Below are 16,612 nucleotides of genomic sequence, written 5' to 3'. Positions count from 1 at the left end.
AAACAAGTTGTTCTAGTTTAATAATTTCCTCACTCTCCGAGCAAGTAGAAAAATATTCCAGCTAAGTGGTTGAATTTATTTGTTGATTTCACCAATTTCAGAAATAAAGCTGAATTTTTCTAACAATACATCTGATTGACTTTTCTGCAGCAATGTGTTCCTTTTGTACCTGCAGTAGTTGCAATAAATAAAGAAAAAACTGGTTGTTGGTTGTACCTTTCCGGACGACGACATCTGGAGTAAAAAATCTTTTATTAAGAATAACAAGTTGCACTGTCGGCAGTAGCGCGGGGAGATCTCCTCGCCCAGTGTATGTTGTCTTGTGTTACTACAGTATGTCCACAATTTTTGTGTGGGATTAATCCTGTAAGACAGTTAATACAGGTGAGATTCGTTTATCCGTGAAGGCCAGTGGCCAAAATAGAAATTACGGGTTTCGCAAGGAGACCCGCAACCACGGAGATCTGTAGGCGATGTTGAGAGGCTTCGATCGGCTGTTCGCCTTGCTGGCTACTTCGCTATCTGTACAAGCTGTCTTAGCGGACGAGCAGGATGTTGAGCGCTGGGGTTTAAATATGCCCCGGGGGGTGACGGAAGTTGCCCAGACCACCTACCAGTTACACATGTTGATATTCTGGATTTGTGTAGCCATAGGTGCGTTGGTGTTCGGCATTATGTTTTACAGTATGTGGCGTCACCGCAAGAGTAAGGGTTACAAAGCAGCACAGTTCCATGAGAGTACAGCTGTGGAGTTGATTTGGACCATCATACCCACCGTTATCTTAATTTTGATGGCAATACCGGCCACCAAAACACTTTATGATATTTATGATACTGAGGAAGCAGACCTCAATATCCTGATAACCGGGTATCAGTGGAAGTGGAAATACGAATACCGTGGGTCTGAGGTTTCATTTTTTTCCAATCTCTCCACTCCTAAAGCAGAAATTGATAATCTGCAACCAAAGGGGGTTAACTATCTTCTCGAGGTAGATGAACCTCTCGTTGTTCCCATCAAGAAAAAAATACGTTTTCTGATCACAGCAAATGATGTGATCCATGCTTGGTGGGTGCCAGATTTGGCCGTCAAACAAGATGCGATCCCAGGGTTTATCAATCAATCCTGGACGCGCATTGAGGAGCCGGGAATCTATCGTGGTCAGTGTGCTGAACTGTGCGGCAAAGATCACGGTTTTATGCCTATTGTAGTGAAAGCGGTCCCGCAGGCTGAATATGATACATGGTTGACTTCTCGCGCCGCCGATGCGGTCAAATTGAAAGAGCTTACCGCAAAAACTTTCACTTTCGATGAGCTGTTTGCTCAGGGAGAGAAAGTCTACAGTCGTACGTGTGCCGCCTGCCATCAGCCAAATGGGCAGGGTGTTCCCGGCGTGTTCCCCGCGATTGCGGGTTCCAAAATCGCCACTGGCCCACTTACTGGCCACATGAATATCGTTATCGACGGTTCCGAGGTGAATCCCGCAATGCAAGCCTTTGGTGAACAACTGTCAGAGGTTGATCTCGCAGCAGTGATTACCTACCAACGAAACGCATTCGGTAATGAGATGGGTGATACGGTGCAGCCCGTAGATATTCTCAATTTTAAGAATAAGCAGTAAGCGCTCGGAGGAATTTTACAATGGCACATGGCCCTCAGCCCGGTTTAAAGCGTTGGCTCTATACAACCAACCACAAAGATATCGGTTCTATGTATTTGTGGTTCAGCTTTGCAATGTTCTTACTCGGTGGGTGTATGGCCCTTGTCATACGTGCCGAACTGTTTGAACCCGGCTTGCAAATTGTTCAGCCGGAATTCTTTAACCAAATGACAACTATGCATGGCCTTATCATGGTATTTGGAGCAGTCATGCCAGCCTTTGTCGGCCTGGCAAACTGGATGCTTCCGATGATGATAGGTGCACCCGATATGGCATTACCACGCATGAATAACTGGAGCTTTTGGATTCTTCCTTTTGCTTTTGCCATGCTGGCTTCCACGCTATTTATGGAAGGGGGCGCTCCAAATTTTGGATGGACATTTTATGCCCCGCTATCTACTGAGTATGCCCCACCCAGTGTGACCTTCTTTATCTTTGCCATCCATATAATGGGTGCATCCTCGATTATGGGAGCGATCAATATTATTGCAACAATCCTGAATATGCGTGCTCCGGGTATGACCCTGATGAAAATGCCGCTATTCGTATGGACCTGGCTAATAACCGCCTACCTATTGATTGCAGTAATGCCGGTTTTGGCTGGTGTTGTGACCATGATGTTAATGGACATACATTTTGGAACGAGTTTCTTTAGTGCGGCAGGCGGCGGCGACCCGGTATTGTTCCAGCATGTATTTTGGTTCTTCGGCCATCCAGAAGTTTACATCATGATCTTGCCAGCCTTTGGTATCATCTCTGCAATTATTCCAACCTTTGCTAGAAAGCCACTGTTTGGATATAGCTCCATGGTTTATGCAACGGCAGCCATCGCATTTTTGAGCTTTATCGTATGGGCGCATCATATGTTCACTGTGGGGATGCCGATTGCCGGTGAGCTATTCTTTATGTATGCCACAATGTTGATTGCCGTACCCACCGGAGTGAAAATTTTTAACTGGGTCTCAACCATGTTTCGCGGGTCCATGACTTTCGAAACTCCAATGTTGTTTGCAATTGCGTTCATAATTCTGTTTGCAATCGGTGGTTTTTCCGGCTTAATGCTAGCGATTGCTCCAGCCGATTTTCAATATCATGATACCTACTTTGTTGTTGCCCACTTTCACTATGTACTGGTTCCTGGAGCAATTTTCTCCATCACTGCTGGGGTCTATTACTGGCTGCCAAAGTGGACCGGGAATATGTATAGCGAAGTCATGGGGAAAGTACATTTCTGGCTGGCGTTTATAGGTCTAAATGTCACCTTCTTCCCAATGCATTTTGTCGGTCTCGCTGGTATGCCAAGACGCATTCCGGATTATGCACTGCAGTTTGCTGATTTTAATCAAATTTCCAGTATTGGTGCATTTTTGTTTGGTGCAGCACAGATCGTATTCCTATTTAATGTTGTGCGCACAGTGATGGGTGGCAAGAAAGCCTCTGATGAAGTTTGGGATAATCCAGAAGGCTTGGAATGGACCGTACCTTCACCGGCTCCCTATCACACTTTTAGTACACCACCGGTTATTCGCTAACCTATGAGAATCGGAGAAAATACAAAGATTTCCATCAAACTGCTGGCGTTTGCAGCCAGCATGTTAGTTTTCTCTATTTTTATTTTGCCGCCAATCTATGATGCATTCTGTGAAATTACTGGATTAAATGGAAAGACTGGCGGACGTTATCAAGCGGTACCAGCGACCGTCGATAAAAGCAGGATAGTTACCGTTCAATTCGTTGCTACCAACAACGAGAATATGCCATGGGAATTTCGACCAAGCGTCATATCGATGAAAGTTCATCCTGGTGAAGTTAAAGATATGGTGTTTATTGCCGCTAACAGTACTTCAAGAAATATGGTCGCCCAGGCAATCCCAAGCCTGGTTCCATTTAAGGCGGCGCAGTATTTCCATAAAACAGAATGCTTTTGCTTTAACCAACAGGAATTAATGGCGGGAGAAAGTGCCGAATTACCATTGCGTTTTATCGTAGATCCAGATCTTCCTGACGGTATTAATACAATAACTCTTTCCTATACTCTGTTTGATGTGACGGAAAGATTTGCCAATAAAACTGATAAGAATGAGATCGACCCCGAGCGAGAGGGATAAATACTATGGCGAGTGAAAGCAGTTATTACGTTCCAGAGCAGTCTAAGCTTCCAATTTTTGCAACGCTAGGTCTATTCATGATTGCCTTCGGTGCGGCTAATTGGATCACTGGCGGAAGTTCATATATTTTCTTCACCGGCGCCTTGACGATGTCAGCGGTCTTGTGGTTCTGGTTTGCAGCGGTGATCAAGGAAAATATGGCGGGTTTAAATAGCGCCCAACTGAAAAGATCCTATGTGTGGGGCATGGGATGGTTCATCTTTTCTGAAGTGATGTTCTTTGCCGCTTTCTTTGGCGCACTGTATTACATTAGAAATTTCACGGTGCCATGGCTGGGTGGTGAGGGAGACCGGGGTATTTCGAATATGCTTTGGGAGGGGTTTGAAAGTAGCTGGCCCCTATATGTAACCCCAGATGCAGCTGTCCATGGTGAAACAGCAAAAGTAATGGGCCCTAAAGATGTAATTGATCCATGGCATCTACCGCTATGGAATACCATGATTCTTCTAACCTCCAGTATTACTGTGCATTTTGCGCATGTTTTTTTGAAGAAAAATCAAAGGAAAAATTTTAATATTTTGCTGGCGCTAACGGTAGCTCTGGGCGGGATGTTTATTTTCCTACAAGCCAAGGAGTACTATGAGGCGTACCAACATCTAGGATTAACACTAGAGTCTGGGATTTATGGAACAACCTTCTTTATGCTAACGGGTTTCCATGGGGCACACGTTACGCTTGGTACCATAATGCTACTTATCATGCTGCTAAGATCAGTGATCGCCAATCATTTTAAGCCTGATGATCATTTTGGATTTGAGGCTGCCAGCTGGTATTGGCACTTTGTGGATGTGGTTTGGGTGGGATTGTTCATTTTTGTCTACGTTTTGGGTGCATAGTATTAGAGCCTTTCTTTGTGTGCTGAAATCACATCAAAGGAAGGCTAATACTAAATTAATATTTGTCTGCCCAGGGAGCAGTCTTTGAAAGAATACCGCTTTCAAAGCCGTACCAAATAGAAATTAGTAGCAGAACAGCAAGAAAAATTCTGATGCCCAGTGCATAAAGTGTACGTTTGGATTGAGTGGTTCCAATATCTTTCAACAGAAAAAAAAGAGCGCTTGACAGACTAATAAGCACTGATAGGAACAAAATAGCAATAACAATTTTCAGCCACATTTATTATTTTCCATTATTTATGTAGTTGCACATGAAAGTAGAGACACCATCAGTTTTCGCGAAAAAATTCAGTTTACCACTGATTCGCAATTGGCCCATCACTATCTTTTCAGTGGGTATGTTTTTTCTATTCATTCTGCTAGCTGTCTGGCAACTACAAAGAGCAGAGCAAAAAACAATTCTGCAAACAGAGATGGATGCAAGGCTTTCTGCTCAGCCTCAAATGCCTGAAGATCTATCTGACCTTAGGGCCTATAGAACGGTCAAATTATATGGCTATTATCAAGATGCGATCTATTTTTTAGATAATCGAACGCGAAATGGTCGAGTTGGTTATGAAGTTCTTCAAGTTTTCTCAACACCAGACTCTAACTGGCTAATCAACCGCGGCTGGGTGGCCCTTGGGGATGGCAGGAAATCTTTACCTAAATTAAATATCCAAAAAGGGTTTCACCTGGTGCATGGTTATTTATACCCAGTCGATTCTATTAGTAATCTAAATCCTCCTCTTTCTGATAAATTAAATAGAAGAATTCAAAAAGTTGACAGAAATTTCACTCAAGGTTTGCATGTGTCAGAAAAAAATTGGTCTGTGCGGTTATTTGCTGACTCAGCAACGGCACTAGTAACAGAGTGGAATTTTTTGAATAGCGGACCAGAAAGACATAGAGCCTATGCTTTTCAGTGGTTTTCGATGGCTATCGCAATACTCTTTCTTTGGGCGTATACAGCAACTAGGTTTGTACAAAATATAAAATATAAGATATGCAGCAACAAAAATAGGGATTTTAAAAGTGAAAAATAGTATCCACTCGACGCCACCAGAAAAAAATGTGAAAAAAACTTTATTTGGTGGGAGGAAGATACAGAGTATTTCCATTATTGCATCGGTGGTTCTTCCAATCGTAGCTGCATATATTGTTTTTTATACGGGTATCGGTATGCCGAATAATACCGCAAATCAAGGTGAGCTATTACAACCAGCATTTGATATTAATACTATTAAAATTATTAAGCATGGAGAGGAGCTACCAATAATTACTAGAAATTCCGCAAAGTGGCGCTATCTGATCTTAAGTGATAGAGATTGTGGAAAAGATTGTGAAGATTTACTGTACATTAGTAGACAAGTACATATTCGTCTTGGTGATAAAGCCAATCGTGTAGAGCGTGTTCTTGTCGTCAGTGAAATGCTTGATAGCAAGAGACAAAAACAGTTGCAGATAGAGCATCCTAAATTAAAAATTGTTAGTTTAAATAGTAATACATTTCTTGAATTATTAGAAAATACAGACAATGACCGGGTTGCCTTAACTAAAACGATTCTTGTTGACCAGGAAGGATTTGCAATGATGGCTTATGATAGCCAGCATAGTGGAAATCAGCTATTGAAAGATATAAAACGGTTATTGAAATACTCCTACGAGAAATAATGGATGGAGTTTCGCTAGATGCACACTCAAAAATCACTCAAGCGGTTAACACAGTGTATTGTAGGGGCTGCATGTGTTATTACAGTCGTCGTTGTCACTTTAGGAGCATTTACCCGCTTAGTGGATGCGGGTTTGGGTTGTCCAGATTGGCCAGGGTGTTATGGACATCTGACTTGGCCAGTCGAACAAAGTGAGATTAGAGCGGCTAATAGTGTATATCCAGAATCACCGGTTGATGCCAGTAAGACTTGGCCAGAAATGGTGCACCGATATTTCGCAGGTACCCTACTTCTGCTGGTAGGTTTTCTAGTTTTCCTGATGTGGAAAAATCCAAATACCCCAACCTTTAAGCAAACGCATATTCTATTATTGGTTATCTTACTACAAGCTGCGTTTGGTATGTGGACAGTGACACTAAAGTTGTGGCCCCAGGTAGTAACAGCACATTTACTCGGAGGTATGGCAACGTTATCCTTGTTGTGGATTATTTACGAGAGATTACACCAACGTGAGTGGCGTGTACCCATAGAGCAACTTCGGGCTTTAAAACGTCTACGACCTTTGGCACTAGTTGCAGTTGTAGTAGTGATACTGCAAATAGCTTTAGGTGGCTGGACCAGTTCTAATTATGCGGCACTGGCTTGTCCAGATTTCCCAACTTGTCACGGCGAATGGTTGCCCAGAGCCGATTTTTCGGCAGGATTTAACATCACCCAAAAAATTGGTCCCAATTATTTAGGGGGAGCACTCGAAAATGATGCCCGCACGGCTATTCATTTCGCGCATCGTTTAGGGGGCCTACTAGTGACTTTAATCGTTCTTATCCTGGCCACTTATACATGGCGTACCGGAGCAATTCGTTGGGCTATTTGGCTTTCTGGAGTGCTAACTCTCCAGTTGAGTTTGGGGATTGCTAATGTCGTTATGTTTTTACCCTTAGGTATTGCAGTTGCCCACAATGCGGGAGCAGCCCTTCTGTTATTAAGTATTCTGACTTTTATATATCGAATAGGTATATTGAAGGCAGCCAGAATTGATCGGGATGAGATTCAACTTGGGAGAAGCGTACAAGAAAGTGCAATAACGCTTGATTCATGAATAGATATTAAAAAAACAATAGATAAACTGAATAGTAGGTGTGACTATGGCCATCAATACAGCCCGGATTACCGACCTGCAGTGGCGCGATTATTATGAATTAACCAAGCCTCGCGTAGTTATGTTAATGCTCCTAACCTCTTTAATTGGGATGCTATTGGCTGTGCCTGGAATGGTTCCAATAGATATATTGATATTTGGAAATCTGGGCATTGCATTGTGTGCCGGTAGTGCGGCGGCAGTGAATCACTTGGTTGATCGACATATCGATATAAAAATGGCACGAACCAGTAATCGGCCAATCGCCAAAGGCAGAGTTGAACCGCGCAGGGCAATAATATTTGCACTGACACTCGGCATCGCGGGGATGTCTGTTCTATTGGTTTTTGTCAATGTTCTAACTGCCTGGCTAACTCTAATATCATTACTTGGCTATGCAGTTATTTATACCATGTTTCTTAAGCGGGCTACCCCTCAAAATATTGTGATTGGTGGTCTCGCCGGGGCAGCACCACCTCTTTTGGGCTGGACGGCGGTTACTGGAGAGATTCATGGCCATGCATTGTTATTGATGCTGATTATCTTTGCATGGACGCCGCCACATTTTTGGGCATTGGCGGTACACCGCAAAGAAGAATATGCGCGTGCGGATGTACCCATGTTGCCAGTCACTCACGGTATTCCTTACACAAACCTGAATATTGTTCTGTACTCCTTCATCTTATTGGCGGTAAGTCTATTGCCATTTGCTACCGCAATGTTTGGCTGGCTCTATCTACTTGGTGCTGTAGTGCTCGGTCTCGGGTTTATTTACTGGAGTTTCATTATGCTTCTAGGGAGAAATCCAAATGCCGGCATTGAAACTTTTAGGTATTCCATAATCTATCTAATGGCTCTATTTTGCATCATGCTTTTGGATCACTATTTAGTTGCTGTATGAGGCATAAATGAAAAATCAATCAATGGGTATGGAAAAGCACACTGCCTTGAATAATCAAAAGCGTGGAATTAGGATTACTGTTTCTGTTCTTCTCGTATTTATACTGGCTGTACTTGCTGGGTTTATGCACAAGTTAGGACAACCCCGAGTAATCAGCGATACTGAGCTAAGGATTAATGGAACTGTAAAGCTACAACGTCCGAGGGTAATAGATAACATTGAACTATTATCTGATGACAGTAAACCTTTCCACACGGAAAATTTTCAAGGCCGGTGGACGTTGGTATTTTTTGGTTTTACCCATTGTCCAGATATATGCCCGACAACTTTATCCACACTCAATACCTTCTATAAAACGTTAGATCGGAACACCAAGGAAAATACGGATGTTGTTCTTGTTTCTGTCGATCCAGGCAGGGACAATCCTGAACAGTTGAGTCACTATGTTCGTTATTTTAATCAAGAATTTCGTGGTATTACCGGTGATTTTTTTAAATTGAAAAGATTCGCAACGCAGCTTAATGTACCTTTCAATAAAGTAACTCTAGAGGATGGGGGCTATACGATAGATCATGGATCACAAGTTGTTCTAATTAATCCTCGCGGACATTATCATGCCTTTTTCAAAGCTCCTTTAGATCCAGCAAAGATGAAGTTGACCTATAGATCAATACGAGCAACATTTAAAGGGTAATGTAATCTTTTGTTTTTTGATTAAACAAGCGGCAGAGTTATAAGGGAAATAATGCGAAATGGGGTAGTCGATAAACAGGCAGATCAATACCCGGGGCAAGTACGAAAAATTAGCCCCTGGGCGGCCCCCCTGTTATTATTGTTATGTATTATCCCATTTGGTTGGACCGGGCTTGTTGCTCCTCTGACGTGGATTGCTTTGGTGGCAATAGAGTCTAGTAGCGGCTGGAAACGCGCTCTGTCATTTGTTTCTGTGGCTGTATTAATGCTGGTTACAGGTCTTAATTTTCTACCAGGAGGTGAACATATACAGATTACTGCTCCTTATTCAGATGCGGATGGTAACTTGGTCTATGCGAACTTAAATGGTGGGAAGGCGGTCATTGCAATCGCGTTGCTGGCTTTTATGCTGCGATTAAGACAATCATTCCGATTTTCTGATTTACCATTCCTTCTTTTAGCGATATCGCTTCCTATTCTCGTTGGGCTTTTCATCTACCCTTTGTCCTTAAAGTTTTCATGGGCAATACTAATATATGCGTTAATCAATTTACTGGTTGTTTGTATTAGCGAAGAAGGATTTTTTCGCTGGATCTTGCAGCGAGGAGCTGGGGAAGTATTGGGAGGATGGCGCTGGTTATCCGTGCCAATGGTAGCTTGTATATTTGTACTACTTCATGGAGGTAGGTCTACAGATATTGCGGCATTCTTGTTATTAGGATTTGCTTCTTTATCCTATGCCTTGCTCTGGTATCTACGGCAAAATTTTTGGATTTGCGTATTTGCACATTGGGGAGTCAACCTCCTGCACATTCTGTTATTGCCATATCCCCTGCCAGGATAGAGCAATACTGTCTAAGGCACCCTTTCGGTATCAGTTCACAGCTCCATTTTAGAGATGTTCTAGTAGTACCCTGAGAATCTGCCAATTCACTACGGTCTGAAAGACATTTCCGAATCCTCTTCTGGCTTAACTGCTTTAAATGAGGTATTAAAAACATAGCTTAAAGATAGTAGTCGTTTGATGAAATCAGAGTTGAAAATTATTTCTAATAGATCATTTAAGGAGATTATAAATTGAAAGCCAACTTTTTAGCCGGTGCCTTATGTATTGTCGCTAGTGGTTTTGTGTTCTCAGGAGAAAACAAAAATCTGGCAGAAGAACTGACAAAAAAGCATCTTATTATTGATGGACATGTGGATGTTCCCTACCGGTTAACTCATAGTGAGGAAGATGTTGGGGTTAGTACAAAAGGAGGGGATTTCGATTTTCCGCGGGCCAAGATCGGAGGATTGAATGCACCATTTATGTCTATTTATGTACCAGCTGAGAAGGAAGCTCAGGGCAATGCAAAATCTTATGCCGATTCACTGATAGATAAGGTGGAAGCGATGGTAAAAAAGCACCCTGATAAGTTTGCTATACCCCGATCTATACAGGAGCTACAAGCTCAGGTAAAGACGGGACTTATTTCTTTGCCGCTCGGAATAGAGAATGGCGCTCCCATTGAAGGAGATCTTGCAAACCTGCGCCACTTTTCTAAAAGAGGGGTGCGATATATAACTTTGACTCATTCAAAGAGTAATCATATTTCTGATTCCTCCTATGATGAAAATCGTCCCTGGGAGGGTTTGAGCGCTTTTGGCAAGCGGCTAGTCCGTGAAATGAACCGAGAGGGGGTTATGATAGATATATCGCATGTTTCGGATGATGCTTTTTGGCAGGTTGTTGACCTATCCGCAGTCCCTATAATTGCCTCGCATTCCTCTGCCCGACATTTCACCCCAGGATTTGAGCGAAATATGAGTGATGAGATGATCAAAGCGCTCGCTGATAATGGAGGCATAATTATGGTTAATTTTGGCTCCACTTTTATTAGCGAAATATCGCGTGATTCTTATGCTGAAATCAGTGCATCAGTGGAGAAATTTATCAAGGATAAAGGGTTTTCTAAAGATAGTACTGAAGTGAAGGAATTTACTGACAAACTTTCCAGTGAAAAATTTATTTTCGCTGATTTAAAAGATGTCCTTGATCATTTTGATCATGTTCGAAACTTGGTGGGTGTGGATCATATTGGAATCGGTTCAGACTTTGATGGTGTTGGTGATAGCTTGCCAACGGGTTTAAAAGATGTTTCTCAATACCCGAATCTGGTACAAGGTTTACTGGAGCGAGGTTATAGCAAAGATGATATTGAAAAAATATTAGGTGCCAATCTGGTGAGGGTTTGGCAAGCCAATGAAGAATATGCCAAAAGCCGCAAAGGGTAGAAACTGTCTTTCCGGTTGATTGCAGATGCACTATTCTATCGGTAGAAATTTGCTCGGTGAAATCTTTATGCTGGAAATAATCACAGAATATTCATTTGGCTAGCTATTTTCGATTAAAGACAACGCGGTTGATCTTCGGGTGGATAGGTCTGCTGATAGCAGGTTTAGTCTTTCTGTGGGCCATAATCGGATTTCTCGATTTTGTTCCCTCCATTTTAGATGTTTTTGGTGTGTTGGGGTTAAGAATTCCGGCAGGTATTGCTGTATTTGGATTGCTATTGGCTGCAGTCGGATTTTGGGATTTTGACGAAGATTCGAGGGAATGAAAGGTGCTTAAAGCGTCAGATTTTTTTATCTTATTGGCGGTTTTTATTTGCTTTGTTCTAACTGCATGGCTTTGGTTCAGTGGATACAAAGAGCAGGGTATTTTTACTGCTCTTTGGATACCTACGGTGCTGGTCTTGGGTATTTATTTTAAAGTATCGGCGCTGTTAGCTCGCAGGAATTAAATATGCCAGAAATCTACCTGCTTTTTATTGGTCTGGCAGTGTCATTGTTTGAGTTTATCGGTATCTTGTTGGGAATCCACGAATTCCGAAAGGCGGGGGTGGAGTTGGCCAAACAGCGTTTATCTCTCGAAGCAGAGGCAATAAAAAGAAAGCGAGGTAAAGTTAAATAGTAACTATGTACAAGAATAACGCTGTATCCAAGGGATAAAAAGGGAAGCCACAGGCTTCCCTTTTTATCTGGCAACCAATTCCTACTAGCTTTTAGAAGCTGTAAGTCATTTTGCCATAGATAAAGCGGCCGCGTGGGTCGTGCTGTGATTCGACATAGCCATAGAGGTCTGAATTACCGTCACCGATCGCGAAGGGTGGCTCTTCATCCAGGATATTATCCGCACCGAGGCTCAGCACCATATTTTCCAGGCCGGTGTAACGAGCTTGTAGGTTCATGGTGAGGAAAGAGTCCACAGTACGAGAGCTGTTGGTGTCGTAATCGAGGGTGCCATCGAAATCGATATCCGGGGTATCCTCAAATTCACCGATATAGCTAAGCCCTGCACTAAAGCCGAAGGTGTCAAAAGTCCAGTCCGCGGTAGCGTTCCAGCGGTGTTGAGGGTATTCATACTCCCCCGCTAAGTCACGAGTGATAAAAGCGTTGCCGGAAGAGTTGAGCTCAACACGCTCAAATTCAGCCAGGTAGGAGTAGTCCAAACGCAGGCCCAGATCGCCACCTACCAGTTCTATCCCGCTGTACACAATACTTAAATCAATACCAGAGACCTCTTGCTCACCGATATTGGTGAAACTGCTGTCAATGGACTGAAGGGCACCGAGAGACTCGCCATCGAGAGGTGTGTCCCGGCGGCACACAGTGCTGTCCTGGTCCCAGCAGTAGAGGGTGTAGATATAGCCGAAGGGAACTTCGTCAATCTTACCTTCCTGAGTGATATTCCAGTAGTCGAGAGATAGTTGCAGGTTTTCGATAGGTTCAAAAACGGCGCCGATATTATAAGACTCGGACTCTTCCGCATCCAGATCCGGATTACCGGAGAAAATGATGTTGTAGTCGGTGCTATTACAGTAGGTTGGATTAACCTCGCAACCATAGGAATCGATAAAGAACAGAGACTCCTGCGATGGGCCCAGACCTACTTGTGCCAATGAGGGGGCGCGGAAGCCTGTTCCCCAGGAAGCGCGTAGAGACAGTGCATCCGTCGCGGTCCATAGCAAGTTGGCCATAGGATTGGTGGTGCTGCCGAAATCACTGTAATCGTCATAACGAGCCGCCAAAGTCAGGTCGAACCTAGCGGGAAGAGGAATAGCGAACTCGACAAAAGCTGAGGATATATCTCGGCTGGCATTAGCTGATACTGACTCAGTGCCAAAAATCAAACCGCGCTGAAACTGGTCGTCCGGAGTGTCCGATGCTTTTTCTTCACGGTATTCCAGACCCGCAGCCATAGCAATGGTGCCATTAGCGGTATCGAACAGGTCTCCGCTGATAGAAAAATCGTAGCTGGTGAGATCGGATTTTCCCTGACGCACTAGACTCGTAGTGATGTCATTAATCACTGAATCGGGGTTTTGTACGCCGCCAAACGGATTGTAGCGTCCGGCATTAATTTCCTCTTGTAGCAGGTCGGTACGAACCCAGCCCTGGGATCGGCCGCCGGTCTGAGTAGATTCACTGCGAGCGCGCTGCACGGAAGCCTCCCAGTCCCAGTCGGCGATAGTACCGCGCAGGCCAAAAACACCGCGCAGATTGTCTGTTTCGATATCCCACTGGCGCGGTCCGGCATCTACCGTGCGATAGCGGAAAATATCCACATCCTCGCCAAACGGATTGTTGGGGTGATCTGCAAGTACGTAGAGCCCTGCGTCACCGTCCAGGGGCGTGGGAGCGCCCTGCGCCACTGAGGTATTGTGTTGAACAGCGATCTCGCTGAAGAACTCCACCCCTTCCGTCAACTGGGTATGGCCCAGCATAATCAAGCCGGTGCGCTCAGCTTCGGGTGTAATGAGCGTCCAGGGGCCGTAGTCGTACACACAGACCTCACCAGTATCACGCTCCTCGGGACAGTTTGGATCGGGAACAATAGTACCATTAACGCTGAAGCTGCCGGGATATCCTCTGGAGGAACGGAAATCCATGCCACCACGGCTGGATTGATTGGCGGTATCCAGTCCACTGCGTTCGGTGCTGGATAGACGGCTGTTTTTATGGTGATCAAAAATGACAGTTAGGTTTGATTCATCACCGTTGACCCCCCATATCGCAGAAACTGATTGCTCGTCGTAGCCATCGGCACCGCCGTAATCGACAGAGACTTCAGCGCCCTCAAAGTCCTTGCGTAACACCAGGTTCACTACACCGGCGACAGCATCGGAACCGTAGATCGCAGAAGCTCCGTCCTTTAATACTTCGACTCGCTCAATGGCGGCGAGTGGCACACTATTGATATCGACAAAGCTGGTGGTGATGCTCTCGGCAAAAGCACTGATAGCCACGCGCCGACCATTGACCAAGACCAGGGTCGCATCGGCGCCCATACCACGCAGGCTCACGGCCGCAGCGCCATTGGCGGTGGAGTCCTGATTGTTTCCGCGGGTAGAAAAAGTACCGTTACCTGCAGCAGGGTTTTTCTCAAAAAGTTGTTGCAGGTTGGTGTAACCGGATTTCTCAATGGCTTCACGATCCATAACCTGGATAGGTGTGGCTGTTTCGAACTCCGAGTTACGGCTGATGCGCGAACCCACGACGGCGACTTCTTCCATCGTCTGGTCTTCAGCAGCAAAGAGTACCTGCGGGGTGGTGGCTGCCGTTGCAGCCAGTATGGCAGTTGTTAATACCTTGCGGTGGAGAGAGAATTTTTCCATATCGTTGCTCATCCATTTTATTGTCATTATCCGTGACTGGCCTAATGGGGCTGGTCGTCGGGCAACACTAGCAATGGCGGAAAACTGACACAATTGGCGAATGGCTAGCCATCCGCTTATTGCGGAAATTGGTGACCAAAATCTCATTATTTGGTGGATTAAGGCGACAATTTGCGACAATTGCCTTTTAGGAATAGGAATTTAGGATGAGTTTGTCGTCACCGATTAATCAGGTGGGGCGCGCTTGTGAAGCGAGGAAGAACACTGCAGCGGCGAGGACTATGGAAGGACCTGCGGGGGTATTCCACAGGACAGAGGCGAGGAGGCCGAGCACTACCGCAAGGCAGCCGATCATAGAGGCCAGTACTGCCATGCGTTCCGGCGTGCGGGATAATTTGCGCGCCGCAGCGGCAGGAATAATCAGAAGAGCGGTAATTAACAACACCCCCACCACTTTCATGGCGATGGCAATCAGTATGGCCAACATCAACATCAGGGCGATGCGCAAGCGCTCTACCGGTACGCCCTCGACGGAAGCCAGCTCCTCATGAAGGGTAAATGCCAACAACTGTTCCCATAAAAAGTACAGCAAAATCAGGATTGCCGAGGCGGCAATGGCCATCAATACCAGATCCTGACTGCTCACGGCGAGCAGATCTCCCAATAATAGAGACAGCAAATCCACTTTAATCTGGAAGAAGCTGACAGTGACAATCCCCAATGCCAGCATTGAGTGAGACAGGATACCGAGTAGGGTGTCTACCGCCAGTTTCTGGCGGCGCTGCAGATACATCAACAGTAAAGCGAGTGCGCAACAGGTAATCCCTACCGCGAGGGTTGGCATTATTTGAAATACAAAACCGAGCGTAACGCCCAGCAGAGCGGAGTGTGCGAGGGTGTCACCAAAATAGGCCATACGTCGCCATACAGCGAAGCATCCCAAGGGACCGCTAATAATGGCGACCAACAGGCCGGCGGCGAGGGCGTACCAGAGAAATTGGCTTTGCAGTAATTCGCCGAAATCGACCACTTATTTTTGCTCTTTATTTTTTGGGGTTGAGTCTGGGTGTCGGTTAGACGTGTTGCCAGCCACTGCAATATCACCACTCAGTTTGTGTTGGTGGTTGTGCTGGTGAGTATATGGCGCCACTTTGTCGCCGAATAACTCCAGATAGGCTGGATGGCGGCTCACCTGCTCGGGGTGGCCGTGGCAACAGATATGCTGGTTGAGGCAAAGAACCCGGTCAGTGGCAGCCATTACCAGATGGAGGTCGTGGGAAACCAGTAAAACACCACAGTCCAGTTCGTCGCGAAGTGTAGCAATCAGTTGATACAGCTCACTCTGCCCACCCACATCGACCCCCTGAGTTGGTTCATCGAGTACCAATAGCTGGGGCTTGCGCGATGCCGCCCGAGCGAGTAATACCCGCTGCATTTCGCCTCCAGACAGATTGGCAAGTGTGGCGCCGATCAATTGTTCGGCACCGACTCTTTGCAGGGCCGACCTGGCTTGGGACAACTTCATCCTCGGCTGGCCCAGTTGCAGGAAGCGCTCCACCGACATCGGCATAGAGCCATCGATATGCAGCCTTTGGGGCATGTAACCAATGCGCAGCCCCTCTCTGCGCCAAATACGGCCCTGACTCGGTTGGCTGAGGCCCAGTAAAAGACGTAGTAGGGTGGTCTTTCCAGCACCATTGGGGCCGATTAAGGTGACAATCTCGCCTTGCGACAATTCAACCGTGATGTCCTTGAGTAGCTGCCTGCCGCCCACCAACAGGGCGATATTGTCAGCAGTGATAAGCGGCTGGAGTGGGTTCAGGGTGCAATCTCCGAGGGGAAACATATA

The 16,612-nt window shown here is 45.4% G+C and carries 16 protein-coding genes; 12 read left to right on the top strand and 4 right to left on the bottom strand.

Features of this window, described 5'->3' with window-relative positions; genetic code table 11:
- Positions 1–473: 473 nt before the first annotated feature.
- From coxB to MO867_RS01725, 4 genes are read left to right on the top strand one after another with little or no spacing between them, the layout of a single operon-like run.
- Positions 474–1,619 (top strand): cytochrome c oxidase subunit II, encoded by a 1,146-nt coding sequence (gene coxB / locus MO867_RS01740; RefSeq protein WP_252464221.1) that lies wholly within the window; start codon positions 474–476, stop codon positions 1,617–1,619.
- Positions 1,620–1,639: 20 nt separating this feature from the next.
- Complete coding sequence (gene ctaD / locus MO867_RS01735) at positions 1,640–3,190, top strand: cytochrome c oxidase subunit I (protein WP_252464220.1); 1,551 nt, start codon at positions 1,640–1,642, stop codon at positions 3,188–3,190.
- A gap of 3 nt (positions 3,191–3,193) precedes the next feature.
- Positions 3,194–3,766 carry a cytochrome c oxidase assembly protein gene (locus MO867_RS01730; protein WP_252464219.1) on the top strand — a complete coding sequence of 191 codons (573 nt, stop codon included), beginning with the start codon at positions 3,194–3,196 and terminating at the stop codon, positions 3,764–3,766.
- A gap of 5 nt (positions 3,767–3,771) precedes the next feature.
- The gene (locus tag MO867_RS01725; protein ID WP_252464218.1) at positions 3,772–4,662 is read left to right on the top strand and encodes a cytochrome c oxidase subunit 3; all 891 of its coding nucleotides are present in this window, start codon (positions 3,772–3,774) and stop codon (positions 4,660–4,662) included.
- A gap of 55 nt (positions 4,663–4,717) precedes the next feature.
- Here the strand turns inward: MO867_RS01725 and MO867_RS01720 are convergent, their stop codons facing one another.
- Positions 4,718–4,942: a DUF2909 domain-containing protein gene (locus tag MO867_RS01720; RefSeq protein ID WP_252464217.1), complete on the bottom strand. Its 225-nt coding sequence runs from the start codon at positions 4,940–4,942 to the stop codon at positions 4,718–4,720.
- A 31-nt stretch (positions 4,943–4,973) separates the two neighbouring features.
- Between MO867_RS01720 and MO867_RS01715 the strand changes: the two genes are divergently transcribed.
- The 8 genes from MO867_RS01715 to MO867_RS01680 all read left to right on the top strand — a co-directional run bounded on the left by MO867_RS01715 (position 4,974) and on the right by MO867_RS01680 (position 12,059).
- A complete protein-coding gene (locus tag MO867_RS01715) occupies positions 4,974–5,747 on the top strand; it encodes an SURF1 family protein (RefSeq protein WP_252464216.1) in 774 nt (257 codons plus the stop codon).
- Positions 5,737–6,375: a redox-active disulfide-containing membrane protein gene (locus MO867_RS01710; protein ID WP_252464215.1), complete on the top strand. Its 639-nt coding sequence runs from the start codon at positions 5,737–5,739 to the stop codon at positions 6,373–6,375. The genes MO867_RS01715 and MO867_RS01710 overlap by 11 nt, the downstream gene beginning before the upstream one ends.
- Positions 6,376–6,393: 18 nt before the next feature.
- Positions 6,394–7,473, top strand: coding sequence for a COX15/CtaA family protein (locus tag MO867_RS01705; protein ID WP_252464214.1), 1,080 nt, complete (start codon positions 6,394–6,396; stop codon positions 7,471–7,473).
- 46 nt (positions 7,474–7,519) lie between these two features.
- The gene (gene cyoE, locus MO867_RS01700) at positions 7,520–8,413 is read left to right on the top strand and encodes a heme o synthase (RefSeq protein ID WP_252464213.1); all 894 of its coding nucleotides are present in this window, start codon (positions 7,520–7,522) and stop codon (positions 8,411–8,413) included.
- 7 nt (positions 8,414–8,420) lie between these two features.
- Complete coding sequence (locus MO867_RS01695; protein WP_252464212.1) at positions 8,421–9,107, top strand: SCO family protein; 687 nt, start codon at positions 8,421–8,423, stop codon at positions 9,105–9,107.
- Between the two features lie 51 nt (positions 9,108–9,158).
- On the top strand, positions 9,159–9,950 hold the full coding sequence (locus tag MO867_RS01690; RefSeq protein WP_252464211.1) for a CPBP family intramembrane glutamic endopeptidase: 792 nt from the start codon (positions 9,159–9,161) through the stop codon (positions 9,948–9,950).
- A 233-nt stretch (positions 9,951–10,183) separates the two neighbouring features.
- Positions 10,184–11,380 carry a dipeptidase gene (locus MO867_RS01685; RefSeq protein ID WP_252464210.1) on the top strand — a complete coding sequence of 399 codons (1,197 nt, stop codon included), beginning with the start codon at positions 10,184–10,186 and terminating at the stop codon, positions 11,378–11,380.
- Between the two features lie 511 nt (positions 11,381–11,891).
- Positions 11,892–12,059: a hypothetical protein gene (locus MO867_RS01680; RefSeq protein WP_252464209.1), complete on the top strand. Its 168-nt coding sequence runs from the start codon at positions 11,892–11,894 to the stop codon at positions 12,057–12,059.
- Between the two features lie 91 nt (positions 12,060–12,150).
- Here the strand turns inward: MO867_RS01680 and MO867_RS01675 are convergent, their stop codons facing one another.
- From MO867_RS01675 to znuC, 3 genes are all read right to left on the bottom strand, one after another.
- Positions 12,151–14,790, bottom strand: a complete 2,640-nt coding sequence (locus tag MO867_RS01675; protein WP_252464208.1) for a TonB-dependent receptor — start codon at positions 14,788–14,790, stop codon at positions 12,151–12,153.
- 202 nt (positions 14,791–14,992) lie between these two features.
- Positions 14,993–15,793: an iron chelate uptake ABC transporter family permease subunit gene (locus MO867_RS01670; protein ID WP_252464207.1), complete on the bottom strand. Its 801-nt coding sequence runs from the start codon at positions 15,791–15,793 to the stop codon at positions 14,993–14,995.
- Positions 15,794–16,609 carry a zinc ABC transporter ATP-binding protein ZnuC gene (gene znuC, locus MO867_RS01665; RefSeq protein WP_252464253.1) on the bottom strand — a complete coding sequence of 272 codons (816 nt, stop codon included), beginning with the start codon at positions 16,607–16,609 and terminating at the stop codon, positions 15,794–15,796.
- Between the last annotated feature and the right edge of the window lie 3 nt (positions 16,610–16,612).

The organism is Microbulbifer okhotskensis (assembly GCF_023895975.1).
Lineage (GTDB): Bacteria > Pseudomonadota > Gammaproteobacteria > Pseudomonadales > Cellvibrionaceae > Microbulbifer > Microbulbifer okhotskensis.
The sequence above is the reverse complement of the archived record's forward strand: the minus strand, read 5'-3'. Positions and strand labels throughout refer to the sequence as shown.

What these genes read in the sequence shown, in the direction of transcription:
- cyoE (WP_252464213.1), top strand. Translation starts at nt 7,520, where the DNA reads ATGGCCATCAATACAGCCCGGATTACCGACCTGCAGTGGCGCGATTAT.
- coxB (WP_252464221.1), top strand. Translation starts at nt 474, where the DNA reads ATGTTGAGAGGCTTCGATCGGCTGTTCGCCTTGCTGGCTACTTCGCTA.
- MO867_RS01695 (WP_252464212.1), top strand. Translation starts at nt 8,421, where the DNA reads ATGAAAAATCAATCAATGGGTATGGAAAAGCACACTGCCTTGAATAAT.
- MO867_RS01680 (WP_252464209.1), top strand. Translation starts at nt 11,892, where the DNA reads ATGCCAGAAATCTACCTGCTTTTTATTGGTCTGGCAGTGTCATTGTTT.
- MO867_RS01705 (WP_252464214.1), top strand. Translation starts at nt 6,394, where the DNA reads ATGCACACTCAAAAATCACTCAAGCGGTTAACACAGTGTATTGTAGGG.
- MO867_RS01715 (WP_252464216.1), top strand. Translation starts at nt 4,974, where the DNA reads ATGAAAGTAGAGACACCATCAGTTTTCGCGAAAAAATTCAGTTTACCA.
- MO867_RS01730 (WP_252464219.1), top strand. Translation starts at nt 3,194, where the DNA reads ATGAGAATCGGAGAAAATACAAAGATTTCCATCAAACTGCTGGCGTTT.
- MO867_RS01725 (WP_252464218.1), top strand. Translation starts at nt 3,772, where the DNA reads ATGGCGAGTGAAAGCAGTTATTACGTTCCAGAGCAGTCTAAGCTTCCA.
- MO867_RS01675 (WP_252464208.1), bottom strand. Translation starts at nt 14,790, where the DNA reads ATGACAATAAAATGGATGAGCAACGATATGGAAAAATTCTCTCTCCAC.
- MO867_RS01720 (WP_252464217.1), bottom strand. Translation starts at nt 4,942, where the DNA reads ATGTGGCTGAAAATTGTTATTGCTATTTTGTTCCTATCAGTGCTTATT.
- znuC (WP_252464253.1), bottom strand. Translation starts at nt 16,609, where the DNA reads ATGTTTCCCCTCGGAGATTGCACCCTGAACCCACTCCAGCCGCTTATC.
- MO867_RS01690 (WP_252464211.1), top strand. Translation starts at nt 9,159, where the DNA reads ATGCGAAATGGGGTAGTCGATAAACAGGCAGATCAATACCCGGGGCAA.
- ctaD (WP_252464220.1), top strand. Translation starts at nt 1,640, where the DNA reads ATGGCACATGGCCCTCAGCCCGGTTTAAAGCGTTGGCTCTATACAACC.